We start from the raw sequence: 16,452 nt of genomic DNA, 5'->3' as shown, positions 1-16,452 counted from the left end.
AAATAAAAAGTAATAAAAAAAAATCTCGCTTCTTTTTTATTTTATCAAATAAATCTTTGCCAAATCAAATAAAAATATCATAACAAGCGACACCGAAACAATAATTCCAAGTCCAAATCTTTTTAGTGATAAAAAAGCAACGACACCCATTCCAATCAATATTTTTACAATGTCATAAGGAGTTGTACCGCCTGAAGTGAAAATATCCGGAAAAATCATAAGTGCCAGTACCGAATACGGCAATGCCTCAAAAAATTTATTCATTATCGGATTTTTTGGAATCTTTACAAACAGCGGCAAAAGCCTTAAAGCCACTGTTACCAACGCCGAAATGACAATTACTTTAAAAACTTCCAAATTATTCATTTTCTTTTACCTCATCCTTTCTATGTCTTACCGCATAAATTAAACTTGAACCTATCATAATTAAAATCATTGCCCATCCGCTACTTACTTTATTTAAAATTGGCAAATACATAAATGCCAGTTTTGCGGCAATTACATAAATTACAACTTCAAAAAATTTTGGCAATTTTTGCAGGGACATTACAAGTAAACTAAAATATATTGAATATAAAATAAAACTTAGACTTGCACGAAAAACTTCAGGTATCATATTTCCAAAAAGTGAGCCTAGAACAGAGCTTCCAGCATAGCATAAATATGGAATTGTATTTAGCCCAATTATATACCAAGGTGAATTTTCTTCCTTTATAATCGCATAAGTTATCGTTTCATCAGTAAGTCCAACTCCAACAAGTATTTTTTCAAATAATTTAGTTCCATTTTTTAATTGCCTGAAAATTAGTAAATTTAAAAGCAAATATCTCAAATTTATCATAAGTACTGAAATTATGACTTCAATCGCTGTAGAATGCTGCACATAAACCATTTTCAAAAGCATAGCTTCCGAGCCACCGGCATAAATTCCAAATGACATCGCTGCCGTAACAATCGTATACATTCCGTTATTTTTAGCAATCAGCCCAACTGTCAGACCAAATGGAATATATGCAACTCCCATTCCAATTCCAGCTTTTAGGCCTTTTAAATATTTTTTTGTGTTAATCATTCTTTTCCCTTCTGTTATTTATAGTTATTATTATTTATATTTTTTAAATAATAAATATTAAAATTTCTTATTAAATAAATAATATTATTTAAAAATTATATCACAATTTTCTCGTTAATTTAACCTTTTTAATTTAGAAAATAAAAAAAATTAGGAAATATCATTCGAGAAATAAAAAATAAAAAGACAAAAATTATTTATTGTGGTAAAATATAAAAGCAAAATAGAGATAGAAAGGAGAAAAAAGTGTTATTTTTGAAAAATGGTGTTGATGTTTTTGGAAAACAAATTGAGCTTTTAATTTTAGACGATAAAATTTTTAAAGTTGGCGAAAAAATTTTGGAAAGTGAAATTGAAGAATTTAAGAAAGAAAATAGCAACAAGAATCTAAAAATTATTGATTTGAACGGGAAATTAGTAATGCCAGGAGTTATTGATATTCATACGCATATGAGAGAGCCAGGATTTACTTATAAAGAAGATTTTGCAACAGGAAGCAGAGCATGTGCTAAAGCAGGAATTACAACATTTTATGATATGCCAAATACAATTCCGACGACGACAAGTTTAAAAGCGCTGGAAGAAAAAAAGAAATTGGCGGCTAGAAAATCTATTGTAAATTATGGATTTCATTTTGGTGGAAGTAAAAATAATAACGCCAGTGAAATAAAAAAAGTTATTGAAAGCGGCAAAGTAAATACTGTAAAAATATTTATGAATGTTTCGACAGGAGAAATGCTTATTGAAGATGACGAAATTTTAAAAAAAGTGTTTGAAAATTCTAAATTAGTGTTGGTTCATGCTGAAAATGAGATGATTGACAAAGCACTAAAACTTAATAAAGATTATGGAAATGGACTTTATGTCTGCCACATTCCGTCAAAAGAAGAATTGATTAAAGTTTTGAATGCGAAAAAAGATAAGGATTTTAACAACGAAAAGCATCCCATTTATGCAGAAGTTACACCACATCACTTGTTTTTGAACGAAGAAATTAGAGAAAGTACCAAAAGAAATAAAATGCTTTTGAGAATGAAACCAGAACTTAGAACAAAAGCTGACAATGAATTTTTGTGGGAAGCGTTAAATAATGGTGAAATTGATACAATTGGAACGGATCATGCACCACACCTAATTTCAGAAAAATTAGAAAAGATAACTTTTGGAATGCCAGGAGTGGAAACTTCACTTGCTTTAATGCTAAATGCCTATAATGAAAAAAGAGTGAAATTGGAAACAATTCAAAAACTGATGTGTGAAAGTCCTGCAAAAATAATGAAAATCAGAAAAAGAGGAAAGTTGGAAGAAGGATATTTTGCAGATATTATAGCTGTTGATTTATCTAAAGAATGGACTGTTGGAATTGACGACAAAATTGAATCAAAATGTGGCTGGACACCTTATGAAAACTGGAAATTAAAAGGCAAAAATATTTTGACAATTGTTAATGGGAAAATTGTTTTTGAAAATGGAAAATTTAGTGATAGGTTAGAAAATGGAAGGGAAGTAGAATTTTATGAGTAAAAATTTAAGTTTGGAAGAGAGAGTGGCAAAGGCGTTATTTGATGTAAAAGCGGTGAAAATCAATGTAAATGAACCTTTTACATTTGCGTCTGGAATAAAAAGTCCAATTTATTGTGACAACAGATTTGTCTTGGGATTTTCTGATGAGAGAGATGTCATTGTAGATGGATTTGTACAGGCAATTGACAGTGATGCAGATGTAATTGTGGGAGTTGCAACTGCGGGAATTCCTTGGGCCTCATTTATTGCGGACAGAATGAAAAAACCTCTTGCGTATGTTAGAAATAAACCAAAAGATCACGGAGCTGGAAAACAGATTGAAGGTGCTGAAGTCAAAGGGAAAAAGGTTGTTGTAATTGAAGATTTGATTACGACGGGGAAAAGCAGCTTAATTGCCGTTGATGTGCTTCAAAAAGAAGGAGTGGCTGATATGGAAGTAAAATCAATTTTTACTTATGGATTTGATGCCGCAAAAGAAAATTATAACAAGTTTAACTGTAAATTTAGTTCCCTGTCAAATTTTAATGTTTTGATAAATTTACTTAAAAATACAGATTATTTGACAAAAGAAGAAGCAGAAATTGCACTTGAATGGAGTAAAAGTCCAAATACTTGGGGAGTTAAATAAATTTGGATTTTGCTCAAAAATAAAATAATTTGAACTAAAATCAAAATATTTAAATTTTAAAATTTTGAAAAGATAAATTAAAAAAATGAAATGAAAAAATAAAGGATAAAAAAATCGCTGATTATTTATAATTTCAGACTTCTAAAAAGTTAAAATTACAAATTTTCAGCGTAATTTTTATTTTAAAATTATGGACGAAGTTTTGCTAATTCTTCGATGTCAATGTCAGCATCGTAGTCGACATTGTCAAAATCAAATCCATTTAATTGCATGAATTCTTCTCTTGCACCTTTGTAATCACTAACTTCCTTAAAATTTTCAGGTGTTACTTTGTCCCATAAAGCTTCTACCTCAGCTTGGACATCTTCTCTCATTTCCAAGTTGTCAGGTCTTAATCTTCTCTCATCATCAATTACACGGTTATTTCCATAAACCATATCTTTTAGTAATCTATGTTTTTGCTGAATTGTTCCTTCGTGAATTCCTTTTTCTTTCATAACTTTATAAAGTAATGCAGCATATAGCGGAAATATTGGAATAACAGCACTAGCTCTTGTCATTAGCGCTTTACTTAGTGAAACATATGCTTCTCCATTGACTTTTTCTTTTAAATAGTCATTTAAAATATCAGCTGTATGTTCTAAATCTCTTTTTGCAGCTCCAATTGTACCGTCTTTGTAAATTCCGTAAGTTACTTTTGGTCCTAAATATGAATAAGCTACTGTTTTAAACCCATCTGCTAGGACATTTGCATTTGAAAGAGCTTCAATCCACAGTTTCCAGTCTTCACCACCCATTACTTTTACTGTGCTCTTAATTTCTTCAGGTGTGGCAATTTCCATTGTAGTTTCTTCCATTGTTTCTTTTTCAAAATTTATTGTAGGACCTGTGATTTCTTCTTTTGTAGATTTTAGTGCAGATCTGTAAGTTTTTCCATCTTTTGGGTCAGTTCTCACTCCACTTGCCAAGCTATAAATTACTAAGTCAATTTTTCCACCAAATTCTTCTTTTATGTATTTTATGACTTCATCTTTCATTTCGTTGGAAAAAGCGTCCCCAATAAAATTTTTTGCAGGTATTCCTTCTTTTTTCGCAGCTTCAGTAAAGGCTATTGTATTCCACCAACCAGCAGAACCAATTCTTTTTCCTTCAACACCTTTTTCAAATGCGACTCCAATTGTTTCGGCTCCAGCACCGAAAGCTAGTGAAATTCTTGTTGAAAGCCCGTATCCCGACGATGAACCTATTATTAAAACTTTTTTTGGTCCTGTATATTTATCTTGTGATTTTATATAGTCAATTTGTCTTTTTACAAATTCTTTTGCTCCTATTGGGTGATTAGTCAGAGCTAATCCACCTTTTAATCTAGGTTTTATTACCATTATTTCCTCCTAATTTAATTATTAAAAAAATCATTTTTCATACATTTATCTAAATAATACCATATTTTTTATATTTTTTACAAGAATTATTTTTTTTAAAAATAAAATTTATAATTTTGATAATCAAAGTAATTTATTTATTTTTTTTAAATTTAAAAAATTGTATAAATATTTTAAAAAATGTGATATGATATTAAATGTGAAAGTTTTAAAAGTAAAAAAGGAGAGAGAAAAATAAAAATATGGAAAAAATTGATATTTTAGGATTAAATTTGGAGGAGTTACAAGAAAAATTTCTTTTGGCAGGACTCAAAAAATTTAATGCAAATCAAGTATTCGACTGGCTTCACAGCAAACTTGAGTTTAACTTTGACAATTTTTCAAATATTTCAAAAAAAGATAGAGAAATTTTGAAAAAAAGCTTTTTTGTGAAAAAATTAGAATTTAAAACTCATCAAATTTCAGAAGACAAAGAAACGGAAAAATTTCTTTTTGAATTAAATGATAAAAAATTTATTGAGAGCGTATTAATAACTCACAAGAATAGGTACACGCTCTGTGTTTCATCGCAAATTGGATGTCTTATGAACTGTGATTTTTGTGCGACAGCTCTGATGGGTTACGAGCGCAATTTGTCTGTTTCAGAGATTTTGCTTCAATATTACTACGTTCAGAAACATCTTTTAAAGCGTGGAAAAAAACTTGGAAATGTTGTTTATATGGGAATGGGAGAGCCTTTTTCAAATTATTGTGCCGTGCTTTCCTCAATAAATATATTAAATTCTGAAAAAGGACAAAATTTTTCTAAAAGAAATTTTACAATTTCGACGAGCGGAGTAGTTCCAGTGATAAAAAAATTTACAGTAGATGAATCTCAAATTCATTTGGCAATTTCTCTTCATTCGGTGAGAGATGAAATTAGAAATCAAATCATGCCAATAAATAAAACTTGGAATGTAAATAAATTAAAGGAAGCGCTTTTAGAGTATCAGAAAAAGACAAAAAATCGAATCACGTTTGAATATATTTTAATTGATGAGTTAAATTGCGAACCAAAAGATGCAAGAGAATTAGCGGAATTTTTAAGTTCGTTTAACTGCCTTGTAAATCTCATTCCATATAATCCAGTTGGAGGTAAAATTTATAAGACGCCGTCAAAATCAAAGCAAAGAGAATTTTATAAGATATTAAAGGATAGAAATGTTAATGTGACGCTTAGGGAAACAAAAGGTCAAGACATTGCGGCAGCTTGTGGACAATTAAGAGCTGAAAATCAATTAGAAAAAAACAAAATAACTTTTTGAAAGGTAGGACTAACAGATGAAAAAGGAGAATTCAGAAAAAAAAGAAAAAGTAAAAAAACCAAAAAAGAAATTTAAACTTCGTACTTTTCTTTTAAAAGTTTTTTTATTTTTTTGTGTAATTGGGATAGGAGCGGGAGCATATTTAGTTTATACTGTGCAAAGAGAAACGCCAGTTGATTTAATAGATGGATATGCGCCAGTTTCACCATCGGTTATTTATGATATGAATGGAAATCAAATTGATACGATAATGGTTCAAAATCGTGCACCAATTGGGATTGGAGATATTCCAGAAGATGTACAAAATGCTTTTTTAGCGATAGAGGACAGAAAATTTAGAAGTCATCACGGAATAGATTTTATTCGTACGGCTAGAGCGATATTTTTGACGGTTACAGGAAAACGCCGTGAAGGTGGAAGTACAATAACACAGCAACTTGCAAAAAATGCGTTTTTATCACCAGAACAAACTGTGTCAAGAAAATTAAAAGAAGCGATTTTGGCGATAGAAATTGAAAGAAAATATACAAAAGATGAAATTTTGGAAAATTATTTAAATACAATTTATTTTGGACAAGGTGCCTATGGAATAAAAAATGCGGCAATCAAATATTTTAACAGAGAACCTAAAAATTTAACAATTGCACAAGCAGCAATTTTAGCAAGTCTTCCAAAGTCTCCAACAAAATATTCAAAATTGAAATATGCGCTTGAAAGACAAAAAATAGTCTTGCATCAAATGAGAGAATATGGATTTATAAATGATGAACAGTATAATGATGCAATTAATGAAAAAATTGTCTTTAAAAATGGGGATATAAAGAGCCGAAATGAAGAAGAGCAAATTTCAACTTCAAACGTTGCGCCAGAGTTTACAACAATTGTGTTAAGTGAATTGAGAAAAATTTTGAAAATATCGGAAGAAGATCAGAAATTTTTATTTGACGGTTATAAAGTTTACGCAACTGTTGATTTAGATTTGCAAAGAGCGGCATACAAAGCTTTTAACAGCAATTACAATCTAAAAACCAAAGCTGAGTTAAACGGAGCGCTGTATTCGATAGATCCGAGCAATGGGTTTGTAAAAGCGATGGTTGGCGGGAAGGATTATAAAAAAGGAAACTTTAACCGTGCTGTGAGTTCGCTGCGGCAACCAGGTTCATCATTTAAGCCAATAGTGTATTTAGCAGCGTTGCAGAAAAAAATGACGATGGCAAGTGTGATGGAAGATTCACCAATAAAAATCAACAATTGGTCGCCTAAAAACTTTGATGGAAGTTATAGAGACAGTATGACTTTAGACAAGGCAATAGAAATTTCAAACAACATAATTCCTGTAAAATTATTGCAGTATGTGGGAATTTCCAAAGCTGAGAAAGTCTGGCGAGATGCTGGAGTGGTTGGAGGAGATTTTCCTAAGAACTTTACATTGGCGCTAGGGTCAATTTCTACAAAACCTTCAGATATGGCGATGTTTTATGCAGCACTTGCAAATGGAGGTTATCAAGTTGAGCCACAATATATTTACAAAGTTGAAAATAAATATGGTGAAGTCATTTATGAAGCGAAACCTAAAATGAAAAAAGTTTACGATTCAAAAGATGTGGCAGTTCTTACATATATGCTAGAAAATGCTGTAAATTACGGAACTGGTCAATCGGCAAAAGTATTTAAAAATGGTCAGTTAATTCCAATGGCTGGAAAAACTGGAACGACTTCAGATTATGTGTCAGCTTGGTTTACAGGCTATACACCAACTCTTGCGACAGTCGTGTATGTTGGAAATGATGACAACAAGTCAATGGGAACTGGAATGACAGGAGGATCAGCTGCAGCACCAATTTGGAAAAACTATATGCAGTCGGTTGTGGATTTGCCAAATTATAATGTCGGAGTATTTGAGTTTATTGACGATTACATCAAGAGAAAAGATTTGACAACGAGAGATATTGACTTGGAAAATGGACTGCTTGATACGGACGGCGTAAATAAGAGAACGATGTTATTTAAAGCTGGAACAGAGCCGATAGAATATGACAATAAATTTAGAGGTGGAATAAGATTTTAAAATAAAAATTACTCACTTAATAAATAATAAAATAAGTGAGTAATTTTTTTTAATTTTAAAACTAAATAAATAATAATTTTATTATGAATAAAATCGCTAAAATAACCATAACTGTTGAAACAGGTCTTTTATCTTCTTTTTTTGCAAATAAATTATAAAGTAAATTTATTAAAACATATGATAAAATTCCTAATGTCAATCCATCTCCAATGCTGTATGTAAGTGCCATCGTAGTGATTGTGATAAAAGCTGGAACACCTTCTAAAACATCGTGCAAATCAATTTGCTTAACTGAGCTCAACATCAAATATCCTACATAAATTAAAGCAGGAGCAGTTGCACATGCAGGAATTGCTATAAATATTGGTGAGAAAAACATTGAAAATAAAAATAAAACTCCTGTTGTAATTGCTGTCCATCCAGTTCTTCCTCCAGCTAGAACGCCTGTCGAACTTTCCACATAAGTTGTAACTGTCGATACACCAAGTGTTGCTCCCAAAGTTGTTGCAATCGCATCAGCCATAAGGGCACGACCAACATTTGGTACATTTCCATTCTCATCTAGCATATTTGCTTTTGAACAAACTCCAATAAGAGTTCCTACTGTGTCAAAAAAGTCTACAAATAAAAATGTGCAAATTATGACAAAAAAGTTGCTAAATGATCTCAAGTCTTTAAAAAATGAAAAATCTAATTTTCCTATAATCGGCGTCATTGACTTGAATTCAAAAATTCCTTTTGGCAAAAAGATTTTTAGTTCAGCTGCTTCTTTTGGATTTATTATCGCAAATAGCCAAGCTAGTATTGAACTTACTACGATTCCATAAAGAATAGAACCTTTAACTCGTTTTTTATCTAAAATGGCGATTACGAAAAGACCAATAAATGAAATTATCACCGCTGGTGAAAAGTGTCCCATGCTGACTTTAGTCGACTCATTTGCAACTACAAGTCCACTTCCAGAAAATCCCACAAATGCAATAAAAACTCCAATTCCACCTGTAACAGCATGTTTCATGTTTTCAGGAATCGAATTTACAACAGCTTCCCTAATTTTAAACATTGTCAGTAAAATAAATATGATACCTTCAATAAATACTGCAGTTAAAGCCATTTGCCAAGTTGCTCCACCCTTTAGGACGACAGTAAATGCAAAAAAAGCATTTAATCCCATTCCAGACGCTAAAGCAAAAGGTAAGTTTGCGATAAGTCCCATTATAAAGCAACCAAGTGCCGCTGAAAGACAAGTTGCTGTAACAAGAGCTCCTGCATTCATACCAGTTTTGGACAAAATATCAGGATTTACTGCAATGATGTAAGCCATTGTAAGAAAAGTTGTAAGTCCTGCACCAATTTCTTTTTTCATGTCAATATTTTTATTTGCCAAAAGTGGAAAAAGCCTTTTAAGACCTGATAGATTTTCCAATTTTATATCGTTTGAATTATTCATTTTCTTTTTTATCTCCTTTATTTTTTTCAATTTTTTTACTTTTTTCGCTGTTTTCGTTATTTTCTGCGTTATTCAAAGTCATAATAATTTTTTCAATTTTTTTATTTTTTACCATCTGCGGTTTAAAAATAACTTTTCCAATTTGTATTGGCTCTATATTTTCAGAATCTTCTGGAATATATCCAAGTTTTTCGATTAAAAATCCACTTAGCGTGTCATAATATTTAGAATCCAAATTAAAATGAAAATTGTCATTTAAGTCATTTAAAGAAATTTCACCATTTACTAAATATTTATTTTTTGAAAATGGCAATTTTGTTATCATTAAATCTTCGTCGTCAAATTCATCTGATATATTTCCCATAACTTCTTCGATTAAATCCTCTAAAGTGACAATTCCTGAAAAACCACCGTACTCATCAATTAAAATAGCAATATGTTTTTTTTCCATCTGCATTTCACTAAACAGTTCATTCACATTTTTAGTTTCTGGCACAAAGTAGGCTTCTTGTACCAAACTTTCAATATTTACATTTTCAAATCCCTTTTTATAAGCTTCGATCATCAAATCTTTTGTCATTAAAACTCCGATTATATTATCCGCTTCTTCTTCATAAACTGGGATTCTAGAATATCGCTCGATTTCCTTTGCTTCAAACAATTCTTTGACCGAAATATTTTTATTAACCAAGAAAACTTTCGTTCTCGGAATCATAATTTCCCGTGCAATTTTTTCGTCAAATACAATTATATTTTCTATCATTTCTTTTTCAGCTTCATTAATTACACCATGTTCTTGACCAACTTCTACAAGCGAACGAAGTTCTTCTTTAGAAACTTTTTCTTCAATATTGTCTTCTTTCATTTTCAAAATAGTCAAAATTAAATTTGTCGAAAGTGTCAAAAATTTTACAAACGGTGAAAATATTTTTGAGACGAAAACAATAACATCGATAGTACGAAGTGCAATTGTTTCAGAGTCCCTAAGTGCGATCCTTTTTGGAATAAGTTCTCCAAAAACAAGAGTTATATATGAAAGCAGGAAAGTCATTAAAATCATAGAAAACTGACTTGCATAAGGAATTTTAAATTTTTGAAAAAAATCAGAAAAATAGTGCGATAAACCAGTCGCAGCCGATGCAGATGCAAAAAAACTTGCAAGAGTTATTCCAACTTGAATTGTTGATAAAAATTTACTTGGTTCACTAAGTAAATTATTTAATAAAATTGCTTTTTTATTTCCTTCTTCAATTAAAATTTTTATCTTGTTTTTATTGACTGAAACAATGGACATCTCCGCTGCAGAAAAAAAAGCATTAATTCCAGTTAAAATAATTATTATTACTATTTGTAATAATAAATTGCCCTCGGACATTTTTAATTTCCTCCTAAATTTTTTTGATTAACGATATTATAACATATTTTTTTAAATAAAAAAAGGAAATGACAAGATAAATTGGAGAAGTAAAGATTTATATTTAAGGGAGAAATTGAATTTCTCCCTATTTTTCTAGTTTAAATTGTTTCTAAAAATGATTTTGCATTTTTGATTTGCATTTTGACATTTTGAATCGAAGTTCCACCGAAGGAGTTTCTTTTATTGACACAGTTTTCAATCGTAATTTCATTTTGAATGTCTTCTCTGAATATTTCAGAAAAATTTTGAAATTCAGAAAGTGTCATGTCTTCAATTGCAATCTTTTTATTCTCACAGTAAGAAACGATTTCTCCAACAATTTTGTGTGCCTGTCTAAATGGAACGCCGTGTTTTGCCAAATAATCAGCCACATCAGTCGCATTTAAAAATCCGTATTTCATTGAGTCAAAGATTTTTTCTTTGTTTACTGTAACAGTATTTAACATTGAATAAAAAATTTCGATGCAAAGCTTGATGTTGTCAATTGAGTCAAAAATTCCTTCCTTGTCTTCCTGCATATCTTTATTATAAGCAAGTGGAAGAGCTTTCATTGTAGTCAAAATTGCCATCAAATTTCCGTAAATTCTTCCAGTTTTCCCACGCACAAGTTCCGCTATGTCGGGATTTTTTTTCTGTGGCATAATCGAAGATCCAGTTGCAAAAGCGTCGTCCAAATTTATAAATGAAAATTCAGATGTGCACCAGATAATTATTTCTTCAGAAAATCTGGACAGATGCATAGAAATTACCGAAATAATCATACCCAATTCAATTATAAAATCCCTGTCGCTCACAGAATCTAAGCTATTTTCAGTCGGTTTAGAAAATCCAAGTTCTTGTGCAACAAAATGTCTATCTAAGTCAAAAGTTGTTCCGGCAAGTGCTCCAGCTCCAAGCGGCATTTCATCACTTCTTTTTAAAAAGTCATCAATTCTTGTGATGTCTCTTTTAAACATTTGAAAATAAGCCATTAAGTGATGAGAAAACAAGATAGGCTGTGCTCTTTGCAAGTGCGTATAACCTGGAATTATTATATCTTCATATTTTTCCGATAGGTTCAAAATAACATTTTCAAAATTTACAAGAAGTTTTTTAATTTTTTTAGCTTCTTTTCTCACATACATTCTCACATCAAGTGCCACTTGGTCATTTCGGCTCCGAGCTGTGTGAAGTTTTCCAGCGACAGCGCCAATAATTTCAGTCAATCTTTTTTCAATTGACATATGAATATCTTCGTCTTCAATTTTGAACTCAAAAGTTCCATTTTCAATTTCGTTTTTTATTTGAAGCAGTCCATTTTCAATTTCTTTTTGTTCTTCAGAAGAGATAATCCCTTGTTTACCAAGCATTCTGCTGTGAGCGATACTTCCTTTTATATCTTCTTCATACATTCTTTTGTCAAAAGTAATAGATGCATTAAATTTTTCTAGTAATTTGTCAGTTTCTTTGTTAAAACGGCCTTCCCACATTTTTTTCATAATTTTATTTTTCCTTTCTTATAAAAAGTATTATTTTTGCTATTATTATAACAAAAAAAAGAGATATTTAAAAGTTCAAAAAGTTGTATTAATTCAGAATATATTATCGGACGTTATTTTTATAGTAAATTTATAAATCAAATAAATTAAATAAAATTTGCATAAATAATTAACAATATATCTTAAACGACAAGTTTAAAATCTTTTTTCTTAAAAAATTAAAATAAAAAAGGGAAACAGAATCCCTTCCTATAATTAACAATATTATTTCATAACTTTTCAAAAAAAATTATAACGTAGACTTATTTCAAGCTATTAATTCCAGCGAGATTTATAAAATTCCAAGGCTTGTTGTAATGTGGCTGAAAGAAAAAGTCTAAAAATGCTAAATCGTCGATTGTCATTTTGTTTTGAATGCAAACAGACAGCGTGTTTATTGATTGCGTTAAATCGAATTTTGAGTTTAGCTGAGCTCCTAATATCTGTCTTGTTTTTTTGTCAAAAATTACTTTTAGTGTAACAGACTCATAAGTTGGCATAAATTCAGGTCTGTAATTATCGACTGCAATTGCGCTTTCTACATCCAATCCAAATGATCTTGCACTTTCTTCAGTAAGTCCAGTTGCAGCCATGTTATTTTCATAAATTTTAATTCCTGAAGTTCCTTGTGTTCCTGGATGTTCAAATTTATTTTCAGAAATATTTAGTCCAGCTAGAGTTCCCATTCTAACTGCATTTGTCGCAAGTGGAATATACATTTCCTTTTGAAGCGGATTATAAAAAACTGAGCAGCAGTCTCCAGCAGCCATCACATCTTTATTGCTGGTTCTCATAAATCTATCAACTTTTATAGCGCCGTTTGGAAGCATTTCTAATTGATTTTCAAAAAGTTTTGTATTTGGAACAAAACCTACACACATAATCACTAAATCTGCTTCATATTCATTTTTGTCAGTGATAACTTTTGTTACAATTCTGCTATTGTCATTATCTCCAATAAATTTTAGCACTTTTTCGTTCGTTGCAATTGTAACTCCATTATTTTTCAATGTATTTTCTGCCACATCTGTAAATTCTTTGTCAAAATATTTACTCAAAATTCTTTTTTCAGCGTCAACCAAAACAACTTCTTTTCCATTTTCTTTAAATGCTTCGACCAATTCAACACCGATATAACCTGCACCGACAACGACAACTTTTTTTGACGACTTACTTTTTTCAATAATTTTATTGGCATGATTATAATTTTTACAAAGTAAAATATTTTTTAACCCAATTCCATCAATTTTTGGAATAATTGGCCAAGAACCTGATGTAACGATTAATTTATCATAAGTTTCTTCAAATTCTTCGTTATTTTCCAAATTTCTAACTTTTAATTTTTTATTTTTTACGTCAACATCTGTGACATCGTGCTTCATCCGAGTGTCAACTCCAAGCTCAAATAATTCTTCAGGCGAAGAATAAAAAAGCCCTTTTGGATATTTGACAACTCCACCAATATATAGTGCGATTCCGCAAGATAAAAAAGAAATGTTGTCATTTCTTTCAAATACCGTAATTTTAGTATTTGGATTCAATTTTTTTAAGTTTTTTATAGCTGCGGTTCCAGCGTGAGTACATCCAATAACGACTACTTTCATGAAAAACCTCTCCTTTATAATTAATATTATTTTTTCGATTAATAAATTATAATATTTATAAAAATATTTTTTTTATTAATTTGTAGTTATTATAATTATACTACAAAATTTAAAAAAAACAACAATTAAAAATATAAAAAAATATAATTGAAAAAATTTTCAAATAATGTTAAGATTAATTTGTAATAATTTTGCTTTTATAAAATTTATAATTTATAAAAAACAGAAAAATAAAATAATGGAGATTTTTAATAATTATGAAAAGAAAAACTATAAAAAATCAAGTTGAGATAAATGGAATTGGACTTCACAAAGGAAAACAGATAAAAATGGTTTTAAAGCCTGCGAGCAAAAAAACTGGAATTGTTTTTGAAAGGGTGGATGTCTGTGATAAGAATAATATCATAAAAGTGAATTACAAAAATTTGTTTGATTTAGAGAGAGGAACGAATATTCAAAATGAAGATGGAGTAAAACTTCACACAATTGAGCATTTTATGTCGACACTTTCAGTTTGTGGGATTACTGATGTTTTTGTGGAAATTGAAGGAAATGAAATGCCAATTTTGGACGGAAGTTCAATTAAGTTTGTGGAAAAAATTAAAAGTGCTGGAGTTTTGGAACTGGAAGAAGAAATAGAACCTTTGATTATAACTGAGCCTGTTATTTTTTCTGATGAAAAAAATGGAAAATATGTTTTGGCGTTGCCATATGACGGGTTTAAAATTTCTTACACAATAGATTTTAATCATACATTTCTAAAATCAGAATATTTTGAATTTGAAGTAAATTTAGAAAATTATGAAAAAGAAATTGCAAGTTGCAGAACTTTTGCATTTGACTACGAAATAGACTTTTTGAAAAAAAATAATCTTGCTCTTGGAGGAAGTTTGGACAATGCTATTGTGATTGGCAAAGATGGACCATTAAATCCTGAAGGGCTTCGGTATGAGAATGAATTTGTGCGACATAAAATTTTGGACATAATCGGAGATTTGTATGTTTTGGGAACTCCAATTAAAGCACATATAATTGCAATAAAAGCTGGACATTTTATAAATGCAAAATTAACTGAAATGATTGCAAAAAAATTTGAAATATAAAAAAATTTATATTTTTAAAATAAAAATTTTTATTAAAAAAACTTGTAATTTATAAAAAAATAAAATATAATATAGATAATTTAAATAAAAAAATAATTAGGAGGGAATTTTAAGATGGAAACAGTTATGAATATAGAAGATATTATGAAAATATTGCCACATAGATACCCATTTTTATTGGTAGATAGAGTGATAGAAAAAAATGGGACAGATAGTTTGGTCGCCATTAAAAATTTGACAATGAATGAAGAATTTTTTCAAGGACATTTCCCAGGAAAACCTGTTATGCCGGGGGTATTGCAAATGGAAGCACTTGCACAGGCAGTTGGGCTACTTATGCTAGAACCTGGAAAGATACCTTTATTTATGTCAATTGACAAATGTAAATTTAGAAAGCCTGTTGTACCTGGGGATCAATTAAGACTTGAAGTGGAAAAATTGAGCGTGAGAAGAAATATTATCGTTGCTAAAGGAAAATGTTTGGTTGATGGAGCCGTAGTGAGCGAAGGAGAATTAAAATTTGCAGTAACAGATATGTAAAGACGAATGAAAACGAGAGGTATTAATTTATGAGTTTAAATAATATACATCCAACGGCAATTGTTGATCCAAATGCTAAAATAGGGGAAAATGTAAAAATAGGTCCATATTCGGTAGTAGGTCCTGAAGTTTCAATAGGAAATGGAACAGTCATAGAATCTCATGTTGTAATTGAGGGTGAAACTATAATTGGAGAAAATAATTATATTTTTTCCTTTGTGTCAATCGGAAAAGTACCACAAGATTTAAAATTTAACGGCGAAAAAACTAGAGTTATAATTGGAAATAATAATAAAATTAGAGAATTTGTTACAATTCATAGAGGAACAACTGATAAGTATGAAACAAGAATTGGAAATGACACTCTTGTTATGGCATATGTTCACATTGCCCACGACTGTATTATTGGAGATCACTGTGTTCTAGCAAATGCAGCTACTTTTGCGGGACATGTGGAAGTTGAAGATTGGGCGGTTGTCGGTGGACTTACGGCGATACATCAGTTTACGAGAGTTGGAAGACATGCAATGATTGGTGGATGTTCAGCTGTGAATCAGGATGTAGTTCCTTATATGCTTTCTGAAGGAAATAAAGCGAGAGCCGTTTATATCAATATTGTAGGGCTTAAGAGAAGAGGATTTTCTGAAGAGCAGATAAAAACTTTAAGAGAAGTTTATAAAATTATCTTTAAGAAAAAATTGAAATTGGAAAAAGCGCTGCAAATTTTGGAAAAAGATTATAAAGATAATGAAGACGTGGTAAAATTAGTCGAATTTATCAGAAAGAGCAAAAGAGGAATTACAAGATAAAAATTAGTGAAATAAAAATTAACGAAATTTAGTG

Annotated in this window: 14 protein-coding genes; 7 read left to right on the top strand and 7 right to left on the bottom strand. The window is 30.3% G+C overall.

Translation table 11 applies throughout. From position 1 onward, the window contains the following. Positions 1–36 precede the first annotated feature (36 nt). On the bottom strand, positions 37–366 hold the full coding sequence (locus BCB68_RS09425) for an AzlD domain-containing protein (RefSeq protein WP_094080547.1): 330 nt from the start codon (positions 364–366) through the stop codon (positions 37–39). After that, positions 359–1,072 (bottom strand): AzlC family ABC transporter permease, encoded by a 714-nt coding sequence (locus BCB68_RS09420; protein ID WP_094080546.1) that lies wholly within the window; start codon positions 1,070–1,072, stop codon positions 359–361. Before BCB68_RS09420 ends, BCB68_RS09425 begins: the two co-directional genes overlap by 8 nt. A 246-nt stretch (positions 1,073–1,318) precedes the next feature. On the opposite strand from BCB68_RS09420, the gene BCB68_RS09415 reads away from it, so the two are divergent. Together BCB68_RS09415 and pyrE are read left to right on the top strand one after the other, a co-directional pair. Further along, positions 1,319–2,596: a dihydroorotase gene (locus BCB68_RS09415; protein ID WP_094080545.1), complete on the top strand. Its 1,278-nt coding sequence runs from the start codon at positions 1,319–1,321 to the stop codon at positions 2,594–2,596. Beyond that, positions 2,589–3,224, top strand: coding sequence for an orotate phosphoribosyltransferase (gene pyrE / locus BCB68_RS09410; RefSeq protein WP_094080544.1), 636 nt, complete (start codon positions 2,589–2,591; stop codon positions 3,222–3,224). The genes BCB68_RS09415 and pyrE overlap by 8 nt, the downstream gene beginning before the upstream one ends. 188 nt (positions 3,225–3,412) lie before the next feature. On the opposite strand, the gene fabV is transcribed toward pyrE, so the two are convergent. Beyond that, a complete protein-coding gene (gene fabV, locus BCB68_RS09405; RefSeq protein ID WP_094080543.1) occupies positions 3,413–4,606 on the bottom strand; it encodes an enoyl-ACP reductase FabV in 1,194 nt (397 codons plus the stop codon). Between the two features lie 242 nt (positions 4,607–4,848). On the opposite strand from fabV, the gene rlmN reads away from it, so the two are divergent. Further along, positions 4,849–5,910 carry a 23S rRNA (adenine(2503)-C(2))-methyltransferase RlmN gene (gene rlmN, locus BCB68_RS09400; protein ID WP_094080542.1) on the top strand — a complete coding sequence of 354 codons (1,062 nt, stop codon included), beginning with the start codon at positions 4,849–4,851 and terminating at the stop codon, positions 5,908–5,910. Positions 5,911–5,926: 16 nt separating this feature from the next. Next, complete coding sequence (locus tag BCB68_RS09395; RefSeq protein ID WP_094080541.1) at positions 5,927–7,978, top strand: transglycosylase domain-containing protein; 2,052 nt, start codon at positions 5,927–5,929, stop codon at positions 7,976–7,978. Between the two features lie 61 nt (positions 7,979–8,039). On the opposite strand, the gene BCB68_RS09390 is transcribed toward BCB68_RS09395, so the two are convergent. The 4 genes from BCB68_RS09390 to BCB68_RS09375 form a co-directional block, all read right to left on the bottom strand. Beyond that, complete coding sequence (locus BCB68_RS09390; protein ID WP_094080540.1) at positions 8,040–9,428, bottom strand: NCS2 family permease; 1,389 nt, start codon at positions 9,426–9,428, stop codon at positions 8,040–8,042. Next, complete coding sequence (locus BCB68_RS09385) at positions 9,421–10,803, bottom strand: hemolysin family protein (RefSeq protein WP_094080539.1); 1,383 nt, start codon at positions 10,801–10,803, stop codon at positions 9,421–9,423. Before BCB68_RS09385 ends, BCB68_RS09390 begins: the two co-directional genes overlap by 8 nt. 140 nt (positions 10,804–10,943) lie before the next feature. Then, positions 10,944–12,323 carry an argininosuccinate lyase gene (gene argH, locus BCB68_RS09380; RefSeq protein WP_094080538.1) on the bottom strand — a complete coding sequence of 460 codons (1,380 nt, stop codon included), beginning with the start codon at positions 12,321–12,323 and terminating at the stop codon, positions 10,944–10,946. A 302-nt stretch (positions 12,324–12,625) separates the two neighbouring features. Beyond that, positions 12,626–13,966 (bottom strand): FAD-dependent oxidoreductase, encoded by a 1,341-nt coding sequence (locus BCB68_RS09375; RefSeq protein WP_094080537.1) that lies wholly within the window; start codon positions 13,964–13,966, stop codon positions 12,626–12,628. A gap of 257 nt (positions 13,967–14,223) precedes the next feature. On the opposite strand from BCB68_RS09375, the gene lpxC reads away from it, so the two are divergent. From lpxC to lpxA, 3 genes are all read left to right on the top strand, one after another. After that, a complete protein-coding gene (lpxC, locus tag BCB68_RS09370; RefSeq protein WP_094080536.1) occupies positions 14,224–15,069 on the top strand; it encodes a UDP-3-O-acyl-N-acetylglucosamine deacetylase in 846 nt (281 codons plus the stop codon). Positions 15,070–15,183: 114 nt separating this feature from the next. Further along, positions 15,184–15,609 carry a 3-hydroxyacyl-ACP dehydratase FabZ gene (gene fabZ, locus BCB68_RS09365; protein WP_094080535.1) on the top strand — a complete coding sequence of 142 codons (426 nt, stop codon included), beginning with the start codon at positions 15,184–15,186 and terminating at the stop codon, positions 15,607–15,609. A 29-nt stretch (positions 15,610–15,638) separates the two neighbouring features. Next, on the top strand, positions 15,639–16,418 hold the full coding sequence (gene lpxA, locus BCB68_RS09360) for an acyl-ACP--UDP-N-acetylglucosamine O-acyltransferase (protein ID WP_094080534.1): 780 nt from the start codon (positions 15,639–15,641) through the stop codon (positions 16,416–16,418). Positions 16,419–16,452: the final 34 nt, after the last annotated feature.

The sequence above is a fragment of the Leptotrichia sp. oral taxon 498 genome, assembly GCF_002240055.1.
Lineage (GTDB): Bacteria > Fusobacteriota > Fusobacteriia > Fusobacteriales > Leptotrichiaceae > Leptotrichia > Leptotrichia rugosa.
This window is presented reverse-complemented; position numbering and strand designations above follow the sequence as displayed.